The organism is Streptomyces sp. NPDC014891 (assembly GCF_043081085.1).
In the GTDB taxonomy this organism is placed as follows: domain Bacteria; phylum Actinomycetota; class Actinomycetes; order Streptomycetales; family Streptomycetaceae; genus Streptomyces.
This window is the reverse complement of the sequence record NZ_JBIBWF010000003.1, coordinates 59881-80895: the sequence shown is the minus strand read 5'-3', so window position 1 is coordinate 80895 and position 21015 is coordinate 59881. Positions and strand designations below refer to the sequence as shown.

The window sequence follows — 21015 nt, the reverse complement described above, 5'->3', positions numbered from 1 at the left end:
GCCGAGGCGTTCGCACCCCTTTACATACTGTTTAATTGCAATCTGTTCGCAAAAACAGTTGATCTCCCAAAGGGGTGTGGACAGGATGACCGCCCGATTCCTCCGCGGCACGGCCGCCGCGACGCTCGCGGGGGCCGTGGCCCTCACCGCGGCGGCCTGCACGAACCCCGGCGCCACCGCCGGGGCCTCCGGCGGACCCAAGGACTCCGCGGTCGTCGGCATCGCCTACGAGCCCGAGACCCTCAGCCCGCTCCTCGGCTACGGCAAGGACGGCAACTCCAAGATCTTCGACGGTCTCCTCGCCTTCGACGCCGACATGAAGCTGCGCCCGGCACTCGCCACCGCGCTGCCCCGCGTCACCGACGGCGGGCTCACCTACACCTACACCCTCCGCGACGGGGTCACCTTCAGCGACGGCGTCCCCTTCACCGCCGAGGACGTGGTCTTCACCTACCGGACGATCCTCGACCCCAGGACGAACAACCCCTCGCGCACCGAACTCGACGCCCTCAAGAGCGTCGAGGCCGTCGGCGACGACACCGTCGTCTTCCGCCTCAAGTACCCCTACGCGCCCTTCGCCGAGCGCACCGTCCACGCCATCGCCCCCGAGCACGTCGCGGCGAAGCAGGACGTCAACACCGGCGCCTTCACCAGCAAGCCCATAGGCACCGGCCCGTACGTGCTCACCGGCTGGTCCAAGGGCGAGAAGCTCAGCTTCAAGGCCAACCCGACCTACTGGAACGGCGCGCCCGCGGTGAAGAGGTTCACCATGGCGATCATCAAGGACGACGACGTCCGCGCCACCCGCCTCCGCGCCGGCGACCTCGACGGCGCCATCCTCCCGCCCAACCTCGCCGCCGGCTTCAAGGGCGACCGGGCGAAGAAGACCTGGACGGCGACGACCTACGACTACCGCACCGTCACCCTCCCCACCCACCACCCCGTCACCGGCGACACCGCCGTGCGCCGCGCCCTCGACCTCGCCGTCGACCGGCAGGCCATGGTCGACAAGATCCTCGAAGGAGCCGGGAAGCCCGCCTACGGGCCCGTCCCCACCGGCAGCCCCTGGTTCGCGAAGGGCACCGAGCGCCGCCACGACCTCGCCGGGGCGCAGAAGATCCTCGACGAGGCCGGCTGGAAGCCCGGCCCCGACGGCATCCGCGTCAAGAACGGCGTCCGCGCCGCCTTCCCGCTCTGGTACCTCTCCGGAGACAAGCTCCGCCAGGACCACGCCCTCGCCTACGCCTCCGACGCCAAGAAGGCCGGCATCGCCGTCACCGCCCAGGCCGGCACCTGGGAGGTCATCGAACCCCGGATGAAGACCGACGCCGTCCTCGCCGGCGGCGGCGCACCCGGCGATCCCGACTTCGACCAGTACCTGCTCCTCAAGTCCAGCCTCGGCGGCGACGGCTTCAACAACATGGCCTGGTACGACAACGAGACCGTCGACCGCGCCCTCGACGCGGGCCGCCGCACGAACGTCCTCGCCGAACGCCGCGCCGCGTACGACACCGTCCAGCGCGAACTCGTGAAGAACCCCGGCTACACCTTCCTCACCCACATCGACCACCTCTACGTCGTCGCCGACGCCTGGGACGGGCTCGGCACCCAGACCGAGCCGCACGACCACGGCCTCGCCTCCGGCCCCTGGTGGAACGTCGAGAACTGGAAGCCCAAGACCGCCGGGGACGCGAAGAAGTGAGCCGCCGCCTCCCCTGGGGGGCCATGGCCCGGATGACGGGACGGCGCGCCCTCGCCGCCGTCCCCGTCCTCCTCGCCGTCACCTTCGCGGTGTTCGCCGTCGCGGAGGCCTCCCCGTTCGACCCGGTCAAGGCCTACGCCGGCACCGCCGGACTCACCGCCTCCCAGGAGAACCTCGACCAGCTCCGCGCCAACCTCGGCGTCGACCGGCCCCTGCTCACCCGCTGGTGGGAGTGGCTCACCTCGGCCCTCACCGGCGACCTCGGCGACTCCGCCGTCATGCGCCGCCCCGTGGCCGAGGTCGTCGGGGAACGCCTCGGCTGGTCCGTCCTCCTCGCCGTCACCGCCTTCCTCGTGGCCATCGCCCTCGGCACCCTTCTCGGCGTCCTCGCCGGGCGCCGCCGCGGCGGCCCGATCGACCGGGCCGTCAGCTCCGTCGCGTACACCCTGGAAGCCGCGCCGGCCTTCTGGCTCGGCCTCCTCGCCATCTGGTTCTTCGCCCTGCAGCTCGGCGCCCTGCCCGCCGGCGGACTCACCGACACCGCCAGCGACACCGTCACCGCCGACCAGGTCGCCCGCCACCTCGTCCTGCCCGCCCTCGTCCTCGGCGTCTCACAGCTGCCCTGGTTCTTCCTGTACGTCCGCCAGGGCGTCGGAGACGCCCTGGACGAGGACCCGGTGCGCGGCGCCCGCGCCCGCGGCCTGAGCGAGCGCACCGTGCTCACCGGCCACGCCCTGCGCTCCGGCATGCTGCCCATGCTCACCCTCGTCGGCTCCCGCGTTCCCGAGCTGATCACCGGAGCCCTGCTCGTCGAGACCGTGTTCAGCTGGCCCGGCATCGCCGCCGCCACCGTCCAGGCCGCGACCTCGGTGGACTTCCCGCTGCTCGCGGCGCTCACGGTCCTCGCCACCGCCGCCGTCCTCCTGGGCAACCTGCTCTCCGACCTCCTGTACGGACTCGCCGACCCGAGGGTGGGCTTCGATGGCTGACCCGCGCACCCACCGCCTGCGGCTCTGGAGCTCCGCCCTCGTCGTCGGCGCGGTCCTCCTCGCCGTCCTGGTCGTCCCGCCGCTCGTCCAGCTCGACGAACAGGCCGTGGACCTCTCGCGCAAGCTCCTCCCACCGTCCTGGGACCACCCCTTCGGCACCGACGACCTCGGCCGCGACCTGCTCCTGCGGTGCGTCTACGGCCTGCGGATCTCGCTGCTCGTCGGACTGGTCGCCGCGCTCGTGGCCACCGTCGTCGGCACCGCCGTCGGCGCGGCCGCCGGCGCCCTCGGCGGCTGGGCCGACCGCACCCTGATGCGCGTCGTCGACGCCTTCTCCTCCGTGCCGCACCTGCTGCTCGGCATCTTCGTGGTCGCCCTCTTCCGGCCCGGCGTCTGGCCCGTGATCGCCTCCGTGGCCGTGACCCACTGGCTCTCCACCGCCCGCATCGTGCGTTCCGAGGTCCTCTCGCTGCGCACCCGGCCCTTCGTCGAGGCGGCGATCTCCGGCGGAGCGGGCCGGTGGCGCGTCACGGTCCGGCACCTGCTGCCCGCCGTCCTGCCGCAGGCGGGACTCGCCGCCGTCCTCATGGTCCCGCACGCCATGTGGCACGAGTCCGCGCTCTCCTTCCTCGGCCTCGGACTCCCCAGCCACCAGGCGAGCCTGGGCAACCTCGTCCAGAACGCCCGCTCCTCGCTCCTCGCCGGCCACGGCTGGCCGACGCTCTTCCCCGGTCTGCTGCTCATCGTCCCGACGCTCGCCATCGCCGGCCTCGCCGGCGTCTGGCGCGACCGCCTCAACCCGCGCCGCCGATCGGAGCTCATGCTGTGACCGCAGAGAACGTGCTCCGCGCCCTCCAGGCCGTCACCGCCGAGCGTGCCGAGGACGCGGTCCTCAGCGTCCGCGACCTGAGCGTCCGCTTCCGGCTGCGCGGCGGCCGTACCGTCGAAGCCGTCGACGGCGCCGGCTTCGACCTGGGCGCGGGGGAGTGCCTCGCCCTGGTCGGCGAGAGCGGGTGCGGCAAGTCCGTGCTGGCCTCCGCCCTCCTCGGACTGCTCCCCGCCAACGCGGAGACGTCCGGTACGGCCCTGCTCGCGGCCTCCGGGGACGCCGGGGCCACCGACCTGCTCGCGGCCGGCGAGAAGACCCTCGCCCGCACCGTACGGGGCCGCCGGGTCGGGCTCGTACCGCAGAGCCCCGCCGCCCACCTCACTCCCGTCCGCACCGTGCGCGCCCAGCTGGAGGAGACCGTCCGCGCCCTGACCGGCGCCCCCCGCCGGGCGCGCCGTCAGGCCGCCGAGGCCGCCGCGGAGCGGGCCGCCTTCCCGGCCGGCCACCTCGACCGCCATCCGCACGAGCTCTCCGGCGGACTCGCCCAGCGCGCCGCCACCGCCCTCGCCCTCGTCGGCGACGCACGGCTGCTGCTCGCCGACGAGCCGACCACGGGCCTCGACCGCGACCTCGTCGACCGCACGGTGGACGAGCTGCGCCGCCACGCCGACGACGGCCGGGCCCTCCTCCTCATCACCCACGACCTGACCGCCGCCGCCCGGATCGCCGACCGGGTCGCCGTCATGTACGCCGGCCGCATCGTGGAGGTCGCCCCCGCCCGGCGCTTCTTCGGACCCGACGGCCCCCGCCACCCCTACGCCCGCGGACTCCTCGACGCGCTGCCCGACCGGGCGTTCACCCCGATCCCCGGGATGCCGCCGGAGCTCTCGGCGCTGCCGGAGGGCTGCGCCTTCGCCCCGCGCTGCCCCTCCGCCACCGCACGCTGCTCCGCCCGACCGGAGTTCTCGGCCGACCTGGCCTGTCACCACCCGGAGCGCCCCCGTGCTTGAACTCGACGCCGTCACCGCCGGATACGACCGCCGCGCCCCCGTCTTCCGGGGAGCCTCCCTCACCGTCGCACCCGGCGAGTCCGTGGGACTCCTCGGCCCCAGCGGCTGCGGCAAGTCCACGCTCGCCCGGGTCGCGGCGCTCCTCCACCGCCCCGACGAGGGCCGGTTCGTCCTCGACGGCACCGAGGTCACCGGCTGGCGCCACCGGGCGCCGCGCGCCCAGCGCACCGCCGTCGGCGTCGTGTTCCAGCAGCCCCGGACCGCCGCCGACCCCCGCCTCACCCTCGCAGACCTCCTCGTCGAGCCGCTCCGGGCCACCGGCCGGCGCGCCGAGGCGGCGGCCCGCCTCGCCGAACTCGCCCCCGCCGTCGGCCTCACCCCGGACCTGCTCGGCCGCCGTCCGCACGAGGTCAGCGACGGCCAGCTCCAACGCGCCTGCCTGGGACGGGCGCTGGCCCTGCGACCCCGCTGGCTGATCTGCGACGAGATGACCGCCATGCTGGACGCCTCCACCACGGCCGCCCTGGTCGGCGCCGTCGAGGCCTACCGGGAGGAGACCGGTGCGGGTCTGCTCGCGGTCGGCCACGACCGGGTCCTGCTGCACCGCTGGTGCGACCGGACCGTGGAGTGGCGGGACTGCCTGCCCGCCGAGAAGGGCGGACGGCCGGACGGCGCCGGGCCCGCCGCGGGCTGACCCTCCGGCCGAATCTCACCCGTATGGCCGCCCCGCCGCTCGCCCGGACGGACCGCGCATTCCGTCACACTGTCCGCCGAACGCCGCAATTCCGGTGCGGCGACGGAGGGACGTGAACGCGATGGCCGTTTCCATTTCTGTCGTGGTGCTGCTGCTGGTGCTGGCCGTGATCTTCCTGCGCAACGGCGGACTCAAGGTCACCCACGCGCTCGTCTGCGCCCTGCTGGGCTTCTTCCTCGCCGGGACCAGCATGGCGCCGACCATCCACAACGGGGTCGCCGCCACCGCCAACGTGGTCTCCAGCCTCAACCCGTGATCGTTTCCGCAGCGTGAACTGCCCGTGAAACACAAGCCAGTTGCATGTACATCTCACGCACTCGGGCCTAGCGTCGGCCGCCGGCGCGACAGATGCCAGCAACCCGAGGAGCCGCATTGGCCACGCACCCGCCCCGAAGACGAGCCCGCGCGCTCACCCTGATCGCGCTCGCCGCCGCCCTCCTGGCGGGCTCCGTACCCGCCGCCCAGGCCCAGGAGATCCCCCTCGGCCTCGGCCACCGCCTCGTGGAGCACTACGAGGGCGCCCCGGCCGCCGCGCGGCCCGTGCCCGGCAGGAGCCCCGCCCAGCACCCGTACCTCGCACCCAACGGCCGCAGCGGCATGCACGCCGACGGGGCGGGCAGCGGCGCCCACCCCTACCCCGGCCCGCTCGGCCGCGCACCCCGGGTGGACAGCGAGAAGATCGCCCCCGTCGGCGGCGAGTGCGCCACGGTCACCTTCGACTCCGGCGGCCGCCTCGTCACCGTGTGCGGCACCTTCAGCGGCTTCCTCCTGAAGCTGCTCGACCCGCGCACCCTCGACACCCTCGCCGAGTACAAGCTGCCGCAGCGCTCCTCCACCGTCGAGGCCATCACCCGCCTCGACTTCGAGAAGATCTTCAAGGACACCTCCGGCGGCGCCTACTTCTACCTCGACGACCGCGACCGCGTGGTCCTCGCCGACTCCCGCCAGCACATCCAGCGCATCGCCCACCGCCAGAAGTCGGACGGAGCCTGGGAGTTCGTCGTCGAGAACGACTGGGACCTGACCCCGCTCGTCCCGCACGACTGCGTCGGCTGGACGAACCTCTTCCCCAGCGGCGTGTGCGACCCGGTGACCTCCGTCATGCCGGACTGGGACGGCCGCATCTGGTGGGTCACCCGACTCGGCCGGGTCGGCACCGTCGACCCGGCGACCGGCGCGCTGCGCGTCGTCCGCCTGGAGGGCGAGGAGATCCAGAACTCCTTCTCCGTCGCCGAGGACGGCGTCTCCCTCGTCACCGACCACGCCCTGTACAGCTTCCGCGCCGACGCGGACGGCGTGCCGCGGGTGCGCTGGCGCGAGGCGTACGACCGGGGCACCGGCACCAAGCCCGGCTCCGTCAACCAGGGTTCGGGCACCACCCCCGACCTCTTCGGCACGCACGACGACTACGTCGCCATCACCGACAACGCCGACGACCGGATGAACGTCCTCGTCTACCGGAGGGGCGCCGACGTCCCCGCCGGCGAGCGCCTCGTCTGCAAGGTCCCGGTGTTCGGCTCGGGCGCCTCCACCACCGACAACTCCCTGATCAGCTGGGGCAACAGCCTGGTCGTCGAGAACAACTTCGGCTACGAGAACCCCAGTACGCTCCTCCTCGGCAAGAGCGTCGTCGGCGGCGCCACCCGCATCGACGTCCGCGCCGACGGCAGCGGCTGCGACACCGTCTGGGAGAGCGACGTCCGCTCCCCGTCGACCGTCCCCAAGCTCTCGACGGCCAACGGACTGCTCTACTTCTACGAGAAGCGCCCGAACTCCTGGGGCATCGACGCCTGGTACCTCACGGCCGTGGACTTCCGCACCGGGGACCGCGTCTTCAGTCGCTTCACCGGCACGGGCCTCGCCTACGACAACAACTGGGCGCCGATCACCCTCGGCCCCGACGGCACCGCGTACGTCGGTGTCTTCAACGGCATCGTCGCGGTCCGCGACACCGCGTGACGGCAGGAGGCCGCCCCCGGACCGGTGTCCGGGGGCGGCCCCGCCCGTCAGGCCCGTCGTGACCCGCTCAGACCATCTCGGGCATCTCACCGACGGTGGTCCGGACGTCGATCACGGCGAACGCGGCCCCCTGCGGGTCCAGGATCGCCGCGAAGCGACCGAACGGACTGTCCATCGGCCCGAACACCTTCCGCCCGTTGAGACGCTCGGCCGCCTCGACCGCCTTGTCGCAGTTGTCGACGGCGAAGTACACCTGGATGTACGAGGGGACCTCCGGCGGGAAGTCCTCCGCCGTCATCTCCATCCGGCCCAGCAGCGGGTCCCCGCCGAGGTCGAAGACCCGGTAGTCCATGTCCTCATCCTGCATCTTCTTCGAGCGGAAGCCGAAGACCGAGGTGTAGAAGGGATCGGCCTTCGCCGGCTCACGGGTGAATACCTCGGCCCAGATGTAGGAACCGGTCTCCCCCTCCAGCTCGAAGCCCTCGTGCCGCCCCGCCTGCCAGACGCCGAACACGGCCCCCGTCGGGTCCTGCGCGAGGCACATCGACCCGAAGTCGCCGACCTGCATCGGCTCCATCAGCACGGTGCCCCCGGCGGCCCTGATCTTCTCCGCCGTGGCGGCGACGTCGGGCGAGGCGAAGTAGAGACACCAGGCCGACTGCCCCTGCCCGTCGTCCCCCGGCATCGGCGGGACGACGGCCGCCACCGCCTTCCCGTTCCGGTAGGCCTGCGTGTAGTTGCCGAATTCCGAGGAGGACTCGCCGAAGGTCCAGCCGAGTACGTCGCCGTAGAACGTCTTGGCGAGCTCGACGTCCTTGAACATCGCATCGGCCCAGACGGGCGTGCCTTCGGGTCGTACGGCCATGACGATGACTCCCGTTTCCGATTCGACGACGTGTTCCTGTGAGCCACGCTAGCCACGCTCGCGCCGCCCCGCGCGGTGACACGACGCGACCGGGCTCCTCGGGCCGCGACCATCGGGACCATGACCGCACAGGGGGACCACACGATGACCGGCGTACCGGCGGGGCGGGTCACGCTCGCGGACCGGCGCACACGACGGAGCTGGGCGGTCGACGTCGGATTCCGGCTCGCCCGCACCCTCCCGGACCGGGCGGCTGGCCCGGATCAGTCCGGCAGCCGGCCCAGCGTGTAGCGGTGGAACGGCCCGCCCGGCAGCGGCAGCTCCGGCCGCCACATCCGCAGCACCTGCGCGGACGGCAGGAACAGCGCCTCCGGAAGCCGGGCGGGGTCCGTCCACTCCCAGCGCTCGATCGAGTCCGGCTCCGCGACGGCGGGCACGCCCCGGAAGGCGCGCACCGCCGTCGCGGCGGTCATCCGGGTCATCCGGGACGAAGTGATCGAGTCCAGGACCAGCCCGATGACCTCCACGTCCGCGGCCTCCGCGAGGAGCGTCGTCTCCTCGGCCAGCTCGCGGACCGCCGCCTCCTCCACGGACTCGCCCGGCTCGACCTTCCCGCCCGGCAGCTCCCACACCCCGGAGCGGTGCAGGCCGAGCAGCACCCGGCCCGCCTCGTCGGTCACCACGACCCCCGCCCCGAGCGAGGCCTGGGCGGACGGCGGCTGGATGTTGCGCGGGGCGGCTGCGGCCCGTTCGACGGCACTCATGGAACCTCTTCTACCAGCGGCGTTCGCCGCGCCACAACGCCGGCCCCGAGTCGCCGGCCCGCTCAGGGCCGGGACACCGGGGGAACCACCGCGACCGGACAGTGGGCGTGGTGCAGCACCGCGTGCGCGACCGAGCCGATGAGCAGCGAGCCGAACCGGTGCCGGTGATGGCGGCCCACGACCAGCAGTCCGGCGTCCCGCGACCCCTCCACGAGCACGCCCGCCGCGTCCGCCGGCACCACCGAGGGAACCAGCTCGACCTCCGGCCGGCGGGCGGCGAAGGGCCGCAGCCGCTCCGCCTGCTCCCGCTCCGCCTCCCGTACGAACCGCTCCGCCGCGTCCGCGAGGGGCAGCTGCGGGGGCATCTGGAGCGCCGGGGCGGGGGCCACGACGGGGCTGCCCGGCTGCGGAGGCAGCCGGACCGCCGTCACGGCCGCCAGCGGCACCCCCCGGTGGCGCGCCGCCTCGAACGCGAAGGACACCACCTCGTCCGGTGTCTCCTCCGGATGCAGACCGAGCAGCACCCGGCCGGCCGCCGCCCCGCTGCCCAGGGCGGCCGTGCGCGCCTCGTGCGGGACGACGACGAGCGGGCAGGGCGCGGTGGCGGCGAGGGTGCGGCTGGTGGAGCCCAGCAGCAGGCTCGCGAAGCCGCCGTGCCCGCGGGAGCCCGTCACCAGCAGCCGGGCGCCCCGGGCGACGGCGGGCAGGGCGTCGGTCACGGAGCCGTCGAGCGTCTCGTACCGGACGGGCATGCGGTGCCCGCGCTCCTCGACGGTCCTCCGCACGGCCGCCGTGACGGTGTCGGGGATCTCGGGGGAGGGGCCGAGGGAGGCGATCCGGGCGGCCCCGAGCTGGAGTGCGTCGGAGCGCACATGGGCCACGACCAGCGGCGCCGCCAGCTTCTCGGAGGCGCTCAGGGCCCAGCTCAGGGCCCGGAGGCTGTGCTCGGAACCGTCGACGCCGACGACGACCGGCGGCTCGGACGCGGTGTTCGTGTCACTCATGGGGCCATGACTCCCGCGGCCGGGCCCGCGCCACACCGGTCAGGCCCCCCGCGTCCCGCGGGAGGCGGGCGGACGACGCCGGACCGGTACCGACGGTCCGGCCGCCGGTACCGGTCCGGTGCGGGGACGGTCAGGCGCCCTGGGCGCGGCGGGCCGCCCGCTCGGCACGCTCGGCGTTGCGCTCCTTGATGCGGACGGTCTCCTTGCGGACCTCCGCCTGGGTGGCGCGCTCCTTGCGCAGCCACTCGGGGAGCTCCTGCCGGAGCTCCTCGATCTGCTCGGTGGTGAGCGGGTCGGTGATGCCGCCGCGGGCGAGGCCCGCGATGGAGATGCCGAGCCGCTGGGCGACCACGGGGCGGGGGTGCGGGCCGTTCTTCCGCAGCTCCTCGAGCCAGGCCGGGGGATCGGCCTGGAGCTCGTTCAGCTCGCTGCGCGAGACGACACCCTCCTGGAACTCTGCGGGGGTGGCCTCGAGGTACACACCCAGCTTCTTCGCCGCGGTGGCGGGCTTCATCGTCTGGGTGCTCTGGTGCGACGTCATGGTGTCAAGGGTATCGAGCGTGCGGGCGAGTTCCGACCACGGTCGCTACCGGTAACCTGGCGGGGTGACAGGCTCGGACGCTTCCCCCGCTGATTCCCCCGCTCCCTCCCCGGTCTCCTTCCGGCTCGCGTACGTTCCGGGAGTGACGCCCTCCAAGTGGGTGCGGGTCTGGAACGAGCGCCTGCCCGACGTCCCCCTGACCCTGGTGCCGCTGACGCCCGCCGAGGCCTTCGGCGCGCTCCGGGAGGGCGCGGCCGATGCCGGCCTGGTCCGGCTCCCCGTCGACCGGGACGACCTCAGCGCCATTCCGCTCTACACGGAGACGACGGTCGTCGTCGTCCCCAAGGACCACCTGTTCGCGGCGGCGGAGGAGGTCGCGGTCGAGGACCTCGCCGAGGAGCTCGTCCTGCACCCGCTCGACGACACCCTCGACTGGGAGCGGCTGCCCGGCCGCCCGGCGAACGAGCGGCCGGCGACCACCGCGGACGCGATCGAGCTGGTCGCCGCCGGTGTGGGCGTGCTCGCCGTGCCGCAGTCCCTGGCCCGGCTGCACCACCGCAAGGACCTCACCTACCGGACGCTGAACGACGTCCCGCAGTCCCGGGTGGCCCTGTCGTGGCAGGCCGCGGACGAGGCGCCCGACCTGATGGAGGAGTTCATCGGCATCGTGCGCGGCCGGACGGTGAACAGCACGCGCGGCCGCCGTGCGGAGGCGCAGAAGGGCCGGAAGCAGCCGAAGGAGCAGAAGGACCGCAGGTCGGGTGCCACGCCCGCCCGGTCGGGGAAGCCGGGCTCCGGTTCCCGTACGACGGGCAAGCCCGCGGCCCGCAAGGGCGGCGCCGCCGGGGGCTCGGGCCGGGGCCGTACGGGCGGGAAGCCCCGCAAGCGCTCCTGAGACGCTCCGCGCGCTCCGGCGGCCTCCGTCCGTACGGCGGACGCCGCCCACCGAGCCCGGCGGGCGGTCGGCATACTGACCCCTCCTGATCACCGAGATCATCCAGGAGGAGCTTTGGCCGCCAGTTTCAGGACCGTCGTCGAGGTGGGAGCGGACCATCTCGCGCAGGCCCGGTCGATCGACCGGGTGTTCCAGGAGGCGATCGCCCCGGCGACCGTCAACTTCGACTTCGAGGCCATCCGGGAGGCCGCCGCGGCCGTCCCGGACAGCACCGTGGTGAAGATGGTGCGGGGCTGGGGGCTCCAGGAGTACGCCCCCGTCCTCGTCATGGTCCTCTCCCTGAAGGAGGCCGTCCGGCAGGCGCTTCCGCCGGAGTGCGCGGAGGCCGGGTTCTGGGCCACCGTCGAGCGGGAGCTCGTCCAGGCCTTCACCGGCCTCGCCGCGCAGGAGGGGCAGCCCGGGCTGTCGTTCTACGAGGAGTCGGGTGAGCGGACCCGGTTCTACCGGGACCTGTTCTTCGCCCTGCAGGACGAGGAGACCGGGGAGCACATGTACGCCCTGGCCTTCTGCGTCGACGTGACCGTCGAGCTGCCGAAGGCGCGGGCCGTCGCCCTGGAGCTGACCGACACCGTGCCGTTCGCGGTCCGGCTCAACGCGATCGTGGTCCGCCAGGCCCTGGACCTCGTGGCCTGACGTCCCGCCCCCCGGCGACCCGCCGGCCCGCCGTCCCGGGCCGGACGCCCCCGCCTCCTGTCTCCCGGGCCGTCCCGTCTGCCGGCCCTCGCGCGGATCCCGCGCCCGCCCCGGACCGCCCCGCGGGCCCCTCGGTCAGTCCCTCGGGCGAAGCCGACCGCCCCGCGCCGCCGCCACGAGCTCCGGAACCGTGGCGAGTCTGACCCGCGGGCGCCCCTCGTCCCGTCCCCTGGCCCGCTCGGTGCGGTCGATGGCCGCGAGACCGCGCGCGTCCACCAGATGACGGCTCCGCCGCCGCGCCAGCCGCCGGAACTCCTGCGCGGTGCCCGTCGGCGCGGGCAGCACGCCGGCCACCGCGTCCGCGAGGAGCGACCCGACGGTCTCCTCGGCGCAGGCGCGGTTGGCCCCGATGCCGCCGGTGGGACCGCGTTTGATCCAGCCGACGACATAGGCTCCGGGCAGTCCGGCGACCCGACCGGCCTCGTGCGGCACCGTGCCGGTGGCCTCGTCGAAGGGCAGCCCCGCCAGCGGGACGCCCCGGTAGCCGATCGCGCGGACGAGGAGGCCCGCCGCGATCTCCGTCCCGTCCGGCGATCCGTGCTCCGTGACCCGGACCGCGCGGACGGCCTCGCCGCCCACGGCCTCCACCGGGGCGGAGTGGAAGCGGAGCACGATGCGCCGGCGGTCCGGCGCGGGCTCCCGCGTCCAGTCCACCGTCTCCCGCGCCACGTCCCGCAGCAGCGCCGCCTTCTCCCCGTCCGCGGCCGCGTCCACGGCCGCGCCGGTGCGCGGGTCCCGGTCGTCGAGGATCAGGTCCACGCCCGGCAGGTGCTTCAGGGCGAGCAGTTCGGAGTCCGTGTAGGCGGCCTCCCCGGGGCCCCGGCGGCCGAGCAGCACCACCTCGCGCGCCGGTGTGCGGCGCAGCGCGGCAAGGGCGCGGTCGGCGATGTCGGTGGCGGCGAGGGTGTCGGGGTCGGTGACGAGCACGCGGGCGACGTCGAGTGCCACGTTGCCGTTGCCGACGACGACCACCCGGCCCCGGGTGAGCGGGACGGCGTCCGCGGCCGTCTCGGGGTGCGCGTTGTACCAGGAGACGACCGAGGTGGCCGAGACGCTGCCGGGGAGGTCCTCGCCGGGGATGCCGAGCCGCCGGTCGGAGGGCGCGCCGACCGCGTAGACGACCGCGTCGTGGTGCGCCGCGAGCTCCTCGGCCGTGACCTCCTTGCCGATCTCCACGCCCAGCCGCATCCGGACCCTCGGGTGGGCGTGGAAGCGGGCGAAGGTGTCCCCGGCCCCCCTGGTCGACGGGTGGTCGGGCGCCACGCCGTGCCGGAGGAGTCCGCCGGCCACCGGGAGCCGGTCGATCAGGGTGACCTCGGCGTTGGTGTGCAGGAGGAGGTCCTCGGCGGCGTACATGCCGGCGGGGCCGGTGCCGACGACGGCGATCCGCAGCGGGGCGAAGTCGGCCGGCAGCGAGCGGGGGAACGAGGGCTGGCCCCACGGGTGGAAGTTGGGCGAGGCGAGGGCGGGTCCGGGCGCGCGGTCCGCGTAGTAGGCGGCGTTGACGGCCTCGTACGCGCGCAGCCGGCCGGTGAGCCGGTCGGCGGGGAAGATCGCGTCGACGGGGCAGGCGTCGGCGCAGGCGCCGCAGTCGATGCAGCTCCCCGGATCGATGTAGAGCATCTCCGTGGTGCCGAAGTCCGGTTCCTCGGGCGTCGGATGGATGCAGTTGACCGGGCAGACGGCGACGCACGTGGCGTCGTTGCAGCAGGTCTGGGTGATCGCGTAGGTCATGTCGTCGGCTCTGCTCTGCTCGGCTCGGGGGATCAGACGAGGTGGGCGCGCTGGTAGAAGAAGAGCGCGGGCCGGGTCAGCATGCCGACGTCGGCGAGGAACTCCATGAGTCCGGAGCAACTGGCGCGCAGCTGCGCCTTGTAGTGCTCGTTGGCCGCGGCCTCGCGGCGGGCCCGCTCGGGGTCGAGTCCGGCGCGGACGTACACCTCGGGGCTCACCAGGCTGGTGATGATGTAGTACGCGGCGATGGCGACGACGAGGGCCTGGAAGTGGCGGCGGGTCCGGCCCGCGCGGGCGAGGTGGCGGCGCGTCTCGTCCCGGGCGAACTTCATGTGCCGGGACTCCTCGACGACATGGATGTTGCTGATGGTGCGGACGAAGGGGACCACCCGCTCGTCGCGCATCCAGTCGCGCTGCATGACGTCGAGGACCTCCTCGGCGACGAGGATGCCGGCGTAGGCGGCCTCGCCGAAGCCGACGGTCTTCATGAAGCGTCCGAGCTCCAGGACGGCCCGCCTGGGCCGGTAGGAGGGAGCCCCGAGCTTCTGGGAGCCGCGGGCGAACATGATCGAGTGCCGGCACTCGTCGGCGATCTCGGTGAGGGCCCACTGGAACCGGGGGTCGGTGTGGTCCATCCGGTAGATGTCGCGGAGGACCATCTGCTGGAGGATCATCTCGAACCAGATGCCGGTGCTGGCGACCGAGGCCGTCTCCTGACGGGTCAGCTCCTTCTGCTGGGCCTCCGTCATCTCGTTCCAGTACGCGGTGCCGTAGAGGGAGTTCCACTCGGGGCTCTGGCCGTGGAAGTCCTCGTCGAGGGGCGTGTCCCAGTCCACCTCGACGGCGGGGTCGTACGACAGCTTCGCGGCCGACCGGAGCAGCCGCTCGGCGACGTCCTGGTCATCGGGCTCCGGGCGAACGGTGCTGCTTGCCATGGTGCGGCTCCTTGGATCGCGCGATCGGCGGCTGTGGCGCTTATTAGACTTCGCGTCTAGCAAGCTTGTTAGACGGAACGTATAGCAAGGGGCCGGGTCAGGCCTACCCCCCGGTACGGACTTTTTCCCGCGGGCACGCGAACGGGGCCGGAACCCAGGTGGGTTCCGGCCCCGTCGAGAGGTCGTGCGGGAGGTGCCGGTGGCGTCAGAAGGTCAGGTTCCAGGCGTCGATCTTCCCGGTGTCCTGGCTCGCGTTGTCGTTGACCCGGAGCTTCCAGACCCCGTTCGCGACCTCGGAGGAGGCGTTGACGGTGAACGTCTGGACGATGTTGTCGGTGCCGCCGCCGGTCCGGTTGTGGACCGTGTAGACGGTCCCGTCCGGAGCGACCAGGTCGACCTTCAGGTCGCCGATGTAGGTGTGCTTGACGTCCACGCCCACCTTCAGCGTGGCCGGCGCGTTGCCCGTCACGCCGCTGACCGTGATCGGGCTCTCGACCGTGCCGTTGTCCACGATCGTGACGTCGGCGAGGTTCTCGAAGTACTTGCCGGGCGGCGGGGTGGTGCCCCCGACGGCCTTCAGGGCGTCGACGGCGCCCTCGCCGAAGAAGCCGTTCTTGGTCGAGGTGCCCTTGCAGCGGGTGTCCGAGGGGCACGCGCGGTCCGTGGCCTGGGCGCCCAGCTGGTCCCGGATCTGTGCCGGGGTGAACGTCGGGTTGGTGCTGGCGATCAGCGCCGCGACGCCCGCCACGTGCGGGGAGGCCATCGAGGTGCCGCTCATGTTGCCGTACTTGCCGCCCGGCAGCGTCGAGTAGACCTGGGTGGAGCCGTCGCCGCCCGGCGCGGCGACGTCGATCACGCCGTTGCCGAAGTTCGAGTACGAGGCCTTGGCGCCCCCGCTGGCCTGCGAGGCGACGGTGACGACGCCCGGCAGCTCGGTCGGGATGTCGAGGCAGGCGTTGGTGATGGTGCGGGTGACCGGCGTCGAGTCGTTGGGGCTCTCGGAGTCGGTCGTCTTGTTCGCCAGGTCGTAGTTGGAGTTGCCGGCGGCGGCCACCTGGAGCGAGCCCTTGCCCTCGGCGTACACCTGGGCCCTGCGGACGCCCTCGATGATGGCGGCCTGGTCCAGGTTGTCCGGGCAGTTGAACTGCCACGGGTCCGTGTAGTAGCTGTTGTTGGTGACCTTGAAGCCGTGGTCACCGGCCCACATGAAGCCGCAGATGGTGTTCTCCGCGAAGAACAGGCTGCTGGTCGGCTCCGCGATGCGGACCGAGGAGATCTTCACGCCCGGCGCGACGCCGATGACGCCCTTGCCGTTCTTGGCGGCCGCGATCGTGCCCGCGACGTGCGTGCCGTGGGTGCCGACGTCACGCCAGGCGCCCGTCCGTGCGTCCGCCTTGCCGTAGGCGCAGGAGGCCGAGTCGGCGGCGTTGAAGTTGGGCGCGATGTCCTGGTGCTGGTCGTCGACGCCGGTGTCGAGGACGCCGACCTTCACGCTCGCCGAACCGGTGGTGACCGCCCAGGCCTGCTCGGCCTTGATCTGGGTCATGTCCCAGCGGTTCGACTCCGTGAGCGTGGTCGCCGACTGCGCGGGGTTGGCCGGGAGGGCCGGGTTGTAGGCGTCGGCGGGGACGTCCGAGGTGCGGGTCGCCCCGACCTGCTGGACGCCGCTGACCGCGCGCATCGACGAGGCGAACGACGCGGAGGTCGAGTGCGCCACGATCACGCCGATCGCGTCGTAACCGGCGAAGACCGAACCGCCGTTGGCCGTGATCGCGCCGGTGACCGCCGAGGTGCCGCCGGGCGCCGTGATCACCAGGTAGGCGCGGGTGCCCGCGGCCCAGGCGGCCGGAGCCGCCGCCTTCGTCGTGGTGCTCTGCGTCGCCCCCGCCGAACGGGCCGCGACGGGCTCCGTGTCGGTCGGTGCTGCCTGGGCGAGTCCCGCGGGAGCGGCGAGCGCGACGGTCGTGCCGAGCGCCGCGACGGCGATGGCCGACGATCTCAAGCGGCTGGATATGAGGGAAAACAATGCGTCCTCCGATGACCCGGTGGCGCGGGTGGCGCCCGCCGGGCCCTGTGATGTGTGGGGTGGACGCAAGATCCCAGAGTCGCGGGGCGGAAGGAAGCGTTCAGCCCGAGAAGCCCATTCGCGTTACGCACTGTTGACCGACCGAACCGACTTGCTGGACGGGTGTCCATGTATAGTGGACAGCTGTCCAGGAAGTCGGCTGTGTGGAGGAGACGACGGTGGAGACGACGGCGAACGTGCTGGTGGGGCTGGTGGCGGCCCTGCACGTCTACATCCTGGTGCTGGAGATGTTCCTGTGGGAGCGCAGACCGGGGCGCGGCCTCTCCGGCTTCGACGCCGACATGGCCCGGGCGACCGCCCCGCTCGCCGCCAACCAGGGCCTCTACAACGGCTTCCTCGCCGCCGGACTCGTCTGGGGCCTCGTCGCCGCGGACCCGACCGGATTCCGCGTCCAGGTCTTCTTCCTCGGCTGCGTCGTCGTCGCCGGGCTGTACGGCGGCGCCACCGCCAACCGCCGCATCCTGGCCGCCCAGGCGCTCCCCGGGGCGCTCGCCCTCGGCGCCGTCCTGCTGGGCCGGTGAGCCGCCCGTGACCACCGCACCCGGCGATCCCCGCGCGGCCAGGACCCGGGCCAAGCTGCGGCAGGCCCTCCTCGACGAGTGCGCCGAACGCCCACTGGCCGAGGTGGCCGTCGCCCCGCTGGTCCGCCGGGCGGGAGTCGGCCGCGCCACCTTCTACCTGCACTACGCCGACCTGGAGGCCCTGGCCGTCGACGCCTGCGCCGGCGTCGTCCGCGACGCGGTCGACGCCCTGCACGCCTGGCGCGGCACCCCCGACCCGGCGTCGCCGCCGCCCGCCCTGGGCGACTTCCTCGCGGAACTCGCCCCGCACGCCGGCCTCTACCGCGCCCTGCTGCGCCCGGGCGGCGGCGGGCCGCTCGGGCTGGTACTCCACGCGGACCTGCGGGCCCGCAGCCTCCACGAGCGCCGCCTGGTCGGCGCCCCCGAACCCGAGCTGATCGCCTCGGCCGTGGCGGCGGCCTTCGCCGGGGTGCTCGCCGACTGGCTGCACGGCCTGGTCGAGGGCGACGCCGACCGGATCGCCCGCCTGGTCTGGCGTCTGCTCGTCTCGCTGCACCGCACGCCGCTGGGGTAGCGCCGTACGGCCCGGGCGGACGGGTCCGCCCGGGCCCGTGGGGCGGCCGGCGCTACTTCAGGTACGGTCCCGCGGTGCCGATCCTGCCGGGGCCGTCGAGCACGTACACCCGCAGATTGCCGCGGCCGGGTGCGGGGACCGAGAGCGTGCCGCCGGTGACGGTCTTCACGTCGCCGGTGACAGCGTCGGTGTAGGTCCCGTTCGGGATGCCCGTGTACGTGGCGCCGCCCGAGACGGTGACGAGGGCGAAGCTGTCGGTGCCCCCGCCCGTGTAGCGGCGCTTGAACGCCATGCCGCCCGAGATCCCCTCCGTGGAGTACTGGCCCGACTGGAGCGCCGGGATCGCCCGGCGGATCTGGTTGAGCCGCTGCACGTGCTTCACGAGGGGCTGCGCCAGCGTCGTGGCCACGGCTCCCGAGGCCGCGGAGACCTGGGAGAAGTCCGAGGCCGTGACGGTACCGGCGAGGTGGTCGCCGAAGTAGGCGCGGCCGGTATCGGCGAGCGGGCAGGACGGCCCGCAGTCGATCTTCCTGCCCTTCTGGAACTCGATCTCGGAGCCGTAGTACAGCGTCGGGATGCCGCGGAAGGTCCACATCAGGGACATGTTCTCGGCCCAGGCGTCGGTGCCGCCCGCGTAGCGCTCGCTCGACTTGTTGGGGCCGTAGTCGTGGCTGTCGACGTACACGACGTTGTACGTGGCGTCGTTGTAGCTGTCGTCCGAGTCCTTGCCGTTGGAGAAGGCGTTGGACGCGTCGCCGAAGTTCATGTGCATGCGCATGTCGATCACGTGCATGCCCGAGAAGCGGCTGTGGTCGGGGGTGTGGTAACTGTTGCCGTTCAGGAAGGCGTTGGTCGAGGTGGGCTGGTCGCCCGTGCCCCGCTGCTGCTCGTCGGCGTACATCTCCAGCGCGGCCTTCGCGTCGTCCGCGGCGTACTCCTTGCGTTCCTTCCACGTGAAGAACTGCGCCGAGTGGTTCACCGAGCCGCGGTTCCACTTGTCGTTGACGAAGGCGGCGACCTCGCCGAAGACGAAGAAGTTCTTCGCGGCCTCGGGGCCGTAGCGCTGCGTCACCCGCTCCTGGATGGCGGGCAGGAAGCGCCGGTTCCAGGTGGTGCGCGGGATGTGGACGGCGGTGTCCACGCGGAACCCGTCGACGCCCATGTCGATGTACTTGTCGTAGGCGCCGATCAGGTAGTTCTGCACGGTCGGGTTCTCGGTGTCGAAGTCGGCCAGGTCCTCGTGCAGCCAGCAGGAGCGGGAGTCCTCGCCCTCCCAGTTGCCGATCCAGCACTGGTGGAAGAGCGCCTTGGGGAACATGCCGGAGGTCGGGCTCGGCCACTGGCAGTTGTACAGCGTGTACCCCTCGGCGCTCCTGCCGCCGGTGGGCCTGCCCCAGTCGAGGCAGGTGTTTCCGGCCGGCTCGGCCGTCGACCACAGGTCGCCGTTGTAGTACGACTTGCCGGACTTGGCGTCGATCGTGAGTCCGTCGTACTCGAAGCCGGGCTGCCTCTCGTCGTAGTACCAGCTCCACTGGCTGTCCCGGACGCCGTAGACGGTGGGCGTGAACAGGCCCTTGGCGCCCCAGCGCGAGGAGTGGTTGTAGACGACGTCCTGGTAGATCTTCATGCCCTTGGCGTGGGCGGCGTCGATCAGGTCCTGGTAGGAGGCCCCGGCGGACTCCAGGCGCGGGTCGACCTTGTAGAAGTCGTAGCCGTGGTAGCCGTGGTAGTCGTAGTCGGACCGGTTGAGGACCACGGGGGTGACCCAGACGGCCGAGAAGCCGAGCGCCTTGACGTAGTCCAGTTTCTGGATGAGGCCCTTGAAGTCGCCCCGGAACATGGGGTCGTCGTGGGCGGCGTTGCCCGACTTGGTGTGCTGGGCGCCGCCGCGGTTGTTCGACGGGTCGCCGTCGTTGAAGCGGGCCGTGAGCACGAAGTAGACGGGGTCCTTGCGCGGGTCGGTGCCGAGCGGCCGTCCCGTGCCGGGGGTGGCCGGCCTGTCCCCGGTGGTGGCGTTCGCGGGCGTGGAGGCGGCGGAGACGTTGCCGGCGGCGTCCACGGCCTTCACCGTGTACGTGTACGCGGTCCGTTCGGCGAGGTTCGTGTCGGAGAACACCGTGGAGCCGACATCGGTGACGACCGTCCCGCCGCTGCCGCCGACCCGGATGACCTGGTACTTCGTCACGCCCCTGTCGTCGGTGGCGGGGTCCCAGGTGAGCAGGACCGAGACGCCGTCCGCGGCGGCGGTGACCTTCGCGGGGGCGGACGGCGCCCGGGTGTCGGGTGATTCGGCGGCGCACGGGTCGGCGGCGTTCGCCGTCACGGCCTTGTTCCGTACGGTGCTGACGCCGGTGCCGATGGTGTAGTCGGCGCCGCCGTTGTTGTCCCAGATGCCGTTCCCGTTGTTGAAGGCGGCCTTGAGGGAGGCCGCCGTGCCGAGGTCGACCTCCCGCTTCCACCAGCCGGCGCAGGCGGCCTGCATGCCGACGCCGGGGACCGTGGTCCAGGCGCCACCCGCCGGCTGGTAGTGGATGTTGGCGGTCGACCAGCCGAGGGCCTCGGTCGAGTAGTAGACGGTGGCCTTCGCGCCGGGCGTCGGGGTCGGGTCGGGGGTGGTCCCGGCGCAGGGGTCGGAGTGGGCGATCACGCCGTCCTTGACGGTGACGGAACCGGTGCCGAGGGCGTGGTTCCGGCCGCCGTTGTTGTCCCAGGTGCCGCTGCCGTCGGTGAAGGCGGCCTGGAGGCCGGCGGCCGCGCCGAGGCTGACGGTCTTCTTCACCCAGTCCGTGCAGGCGGCCTCCATCGCGGTGCCCGGGACGGTGGTCCAGGAGCCGCCGTCCGGGGCCCAGTGGAGGTGGTAGCGGGTCCAGTTCCGGGTCTTCGTCCAATAGAAGACCGTCGTGGTGTTCTCGGCGGCCGCGACCGGCGCGGTGCGCGGTCCCGTGGTCGCGGCGGGACCGCCGGCGGGCGCGGTCAGCAGTCCGAGGAGTCCCGCGGCGAGCGCGAGTGCCGCAGGCGGCCGCAGGGGCAGCCGTCTGCGCGCGGGTGTCGGTCCGGGCGCACGTGTCATCCGTGTCTCCAGGCGGGGCCGGGCGTCACC

Annotated in this window: 20 protein-coding genes; 12 read left to right on the top strand and 8 right to left on the bottom strand. The window is 73.0% G+C overall.

The window, feature by feature from the left end:
• The first annotated feature begins 85 nt into the window (after nt 1–85).
• From ACF09E_RS08735 to ACF09E_RS08705, 7 genes are all read left to right on the top strand, one after another.
• Complete coding sequence (locus ACF09E_RS08735) at nt 86–1702, top strand: ABC transporter substrate-binding protein (protein WP_392204496.1); 1617 nt, start codon at nt 86–88, stop codon at nt 1700–1702.
• Nucleotides 1699–2691, top strand: coding sequence for an ABC transporter permease (locus ACF09E_RS08730; protein WP_392204495.1), 993 nt, complete (start codon nt 1699–1701; stop codon nt 2689–2691). Before ACF09E_RS08735 ends, ACF09E_RS08730 begins: the two co-directional genes overlap by 4 nt.
• Nucleotides 2684–3520 (top strand): ABC transporter permease, encoded by an 837-nt coding sequence (locus ACF09E_RS08725; RefSeq protein WP_392204494.1) that lies wholly within the window; start codon nt 2684–2686, stop codon nt 3518–3520. The genes ACF09E_RS08730 and ACF09E_RS08725 overlap by 8 nt, the downstream gene beginning before the upstream one ends.
• A complete protein-coding gene (locus ACF09E_RS08720) occupies nt 3517–4530 on the top strand; it encodes an ABC transporter ATP-binding protein (RefSeq protein ID WP_392204493.1) in 1014 nt (337 codons plus the stop codon). The genes ACF09E_RS08725 and ACF09E_RS08720 overlap by 4 nt, the downstream gene beginning before the upstream one ends.
• Complete coding sequence (locus ACF09E_RS08715) at nt 4523–5224, top strand: ABC transporter ATP-binding protein (protein ID WP_392204492.1); 702 nt, start codon at nt 4523–4525, stop codon at nt 5222–5224. The genes ACF09E_RS08720 and ACF09E_RS08715 overlap by 8 nt, the downstream gene beginning before the upstream one ends.
• A gap of 121 nt (nt 5225–5345) precedes the next feature.
• On the top strand, nt 5346–5540 hold the full coding sequence (locus ACF09E_RS08710) for a hypothetical protein (RefSeq protein ID WP_073905938.1): 195 nt from the start codon (nt 5346–5348) through the stop codon (nt 5538–5540).
• Nucleotides 5541–5656: 116 nt separating this feature from the next.
• Nucleotides 5657–7243, top strand: coding sequence for a hypothetical protein (locus ACF09E_RS08705; protein WP_392204491.1), 1587 nt, complete (start codon nt 5657–5659; stop codon nt 7241–7243).
• A gap of 67 nt (nt 7244–7310) precedes the next feature.
• Here ACF09E_RS08705 and ACF09E_RS08700 read toward each other — a convergent pair whose 3' ends face one another.
• Nucleotides 7311–8108, bottom strand: coding sequence for a VOC family protein (locus ACF09E_RS08700; protein ID WP_392204490.1), 798 nt, complete (start codon nt 8106–8108; stop codon nt 7311–7313).
• 120 nt (nt 8109–8228) lie between these two features.
• On the opposite strand from ACF09E_RS08700, the gene ACF09E_RS08695 reads away from it, so the two are divergent.
• Nucleotides 8229–8399 (top strand): hypothetical protein, encoded by a 171-nt coding sequence (locus ACF09E_RS08695; protein WP_392204489.1) that lies wholly within the window; start codon nt 8229–8231, stop codon nt 8397–8399.
• On the opposite strand, the gene ACF09E_RS08690 is transcribed toward ACF09E_RS08695, so the two are convergent.
• The 3 genes from ACF09E_RS08690 to ACF09E_RS08680 form a co-directional block, all read right to left on the bottom strand.
• Nucleotides 8372–8872: an NUDIX hydrolase gene (locus tag ACF09E_RS08690; protein WP_392204488.1), complete on the bottom strand. Its 501-nt coding sequence runs from the start codon at nt 8870–8872 to the stop codon at nt 8372–8374. The two genes, ACF09E_RS08695 and ACF09E_RS08690, sit on opposite strands and share 28 nt — an antisense overlap.
• 62 nt (nt 8873–8934) lie before the next feature.
• Complete coding sequence (locus tag ACF09E_RS08685; RefSeq protein WP_392204487.1) at nt 8935–9876, bottom strand: universal stress protein; 942 nt, start codon at nt 9874–9876, stop codon at nt 8935–8937.
• A gap of 130 nt (nt 9877–10006) precedes the next feature.
• Nucleotides 10007–10417 carry a DUF5997 family protein gene (locus tag ACF09E_RS08680; protein WP_361851686.1) on the bottom strand — a complete coding sequence of 137 codons (411 nt, stop codon included), beginning with the start codon at nt 10415–10417 and terminating at the stop codon, nt 10007–10009.
• Between the two features lie 64 nt (nt 10418–10481).
• Between ACF09E_RS08680 and ACF09E_RS08675 the strand changes: the two genes are divergently transcribed.
• Together ACF09E_RS08675 and ACF09E_RS08670 are read left to right on the top strand one after the other, a co-directional pair.
• Complete coding sequence (locus ACF09E_RS08675) at nt 10482–11312, top strand: LysR family transcriptional regulator substrate-binding protein (RefSeq protein ID WP_392204486.1); 831 nt, start codon at nt 10482–10484, stop codon at nt 11310–11312.
• A gap of 114 nt (nt 11313–11426) precedes the next feature.
• Nucleotides 11427–12005, top strand: coding sequence for a Type-2Aa cytolytic delta-endotoxin (locus tag ACF09E_RS08670; RefSeq protein WP_392204485.1), 579 nt, complete (start codon nt 11427–11429; stop codon nt 12003–12005).
• Between the two features lie 135 nt (nt 12006–12140).
• Here ACF09E_RS08670 and ACF09E_RS08665 read toward each other — a convergent pair whose 3' ends face one another.
• The 3 genes from ACF09E_RS08665 to ACF09E_RS08655 all read right to left on the bottom strand — a co-directional run bounded on the left by ACF09E_RS08665 (nt 12141) and on the right by ACF09E_RS08655 (nt 16760).
• Nucleotides 12141–13799 carry an FAD-dependent oxidoreductase gene (locus ACF09E_RS08665; protein WP_392204484.1) on the bottom strand — a complete coding sequence of 553 codons (1659 nt, stop codon included), beginning with the start codon at nt 13797–13799 and terminating at the stop codon, nt 12141–12143.
• 32 nt (nt 13800–13831) lie between these two features.
• The gene (locus ACF09E_RS08660; protein ID WP_361851697.1) at nt 13832–14734 is read right to left on the bottom strand and encodes a diiron oxygenase; all 903 of its coding nucleotides are present in this window, start codon (nt 14732–14734) and stop codon (nt 13832–13834) included.
• Nucleotides 14735–14939: 205 nt separating this feature from the next.
• Entirely contained in the window at nt 14940–16760 is a 1821-nt protein-coding gene (locus tag ACF09E_RS08655; RefSeq protein WP_392204483.1) for a S8 family serine peptidase, read from the bottom strand.
• A 218-nt stretch (nt 16761–16978) separates the two neighbouring features.
• Here ACF09E_RS08655 and ACF09E_RS08650 point away from each other — a divergent pair, with 218 nt between their 5' ends.
• Together ACF09E_RS08650 and ACF09E_RS08645 are read left to right on the top strand one after the other, a co-directional pair.
• Complete coding sequence (locus ACF09E_RS08650; RefSeq protein WP_392204997.1) at nt 16979–17341, top strand: DUF1304 domain-containing protein; 363 nt, start codon at nt 16979–16981, stop codon at nt 17339–17341.
• A gap of 7 nt (nt 17342–17348) precedes the next feature.
• Entirely contained in the window at nt 17349–17915 is a 567-nt protein-coding gene (locus ACF09E_RS08645) for a TetR/AcrR family transcriptional regulator (RefSeq protein ID WP_392204482.1), read from the top strand.
• Nucleotides 17916–17967: 52 nt separating this feature from the next.
• Here ACF09E_RS08645 and ACF09E_RS08640 read toward each other — a convergent pair whose 3' ends face one another.
• The gene (locus tag ACF09E_RS08640) at nt 17968–20985 is read right to left on the bottom strand and encodes a carbohydrate binding domain-containing protein (protein ID WP_392204481.1); all 3018 of its coding nucleotides are present in this window, start codon (nt 20983–20985) and stop codon (nt 17968–17970) included.
• Nucleotides 20986–21015: the final 30 nt, after the last annotated feature.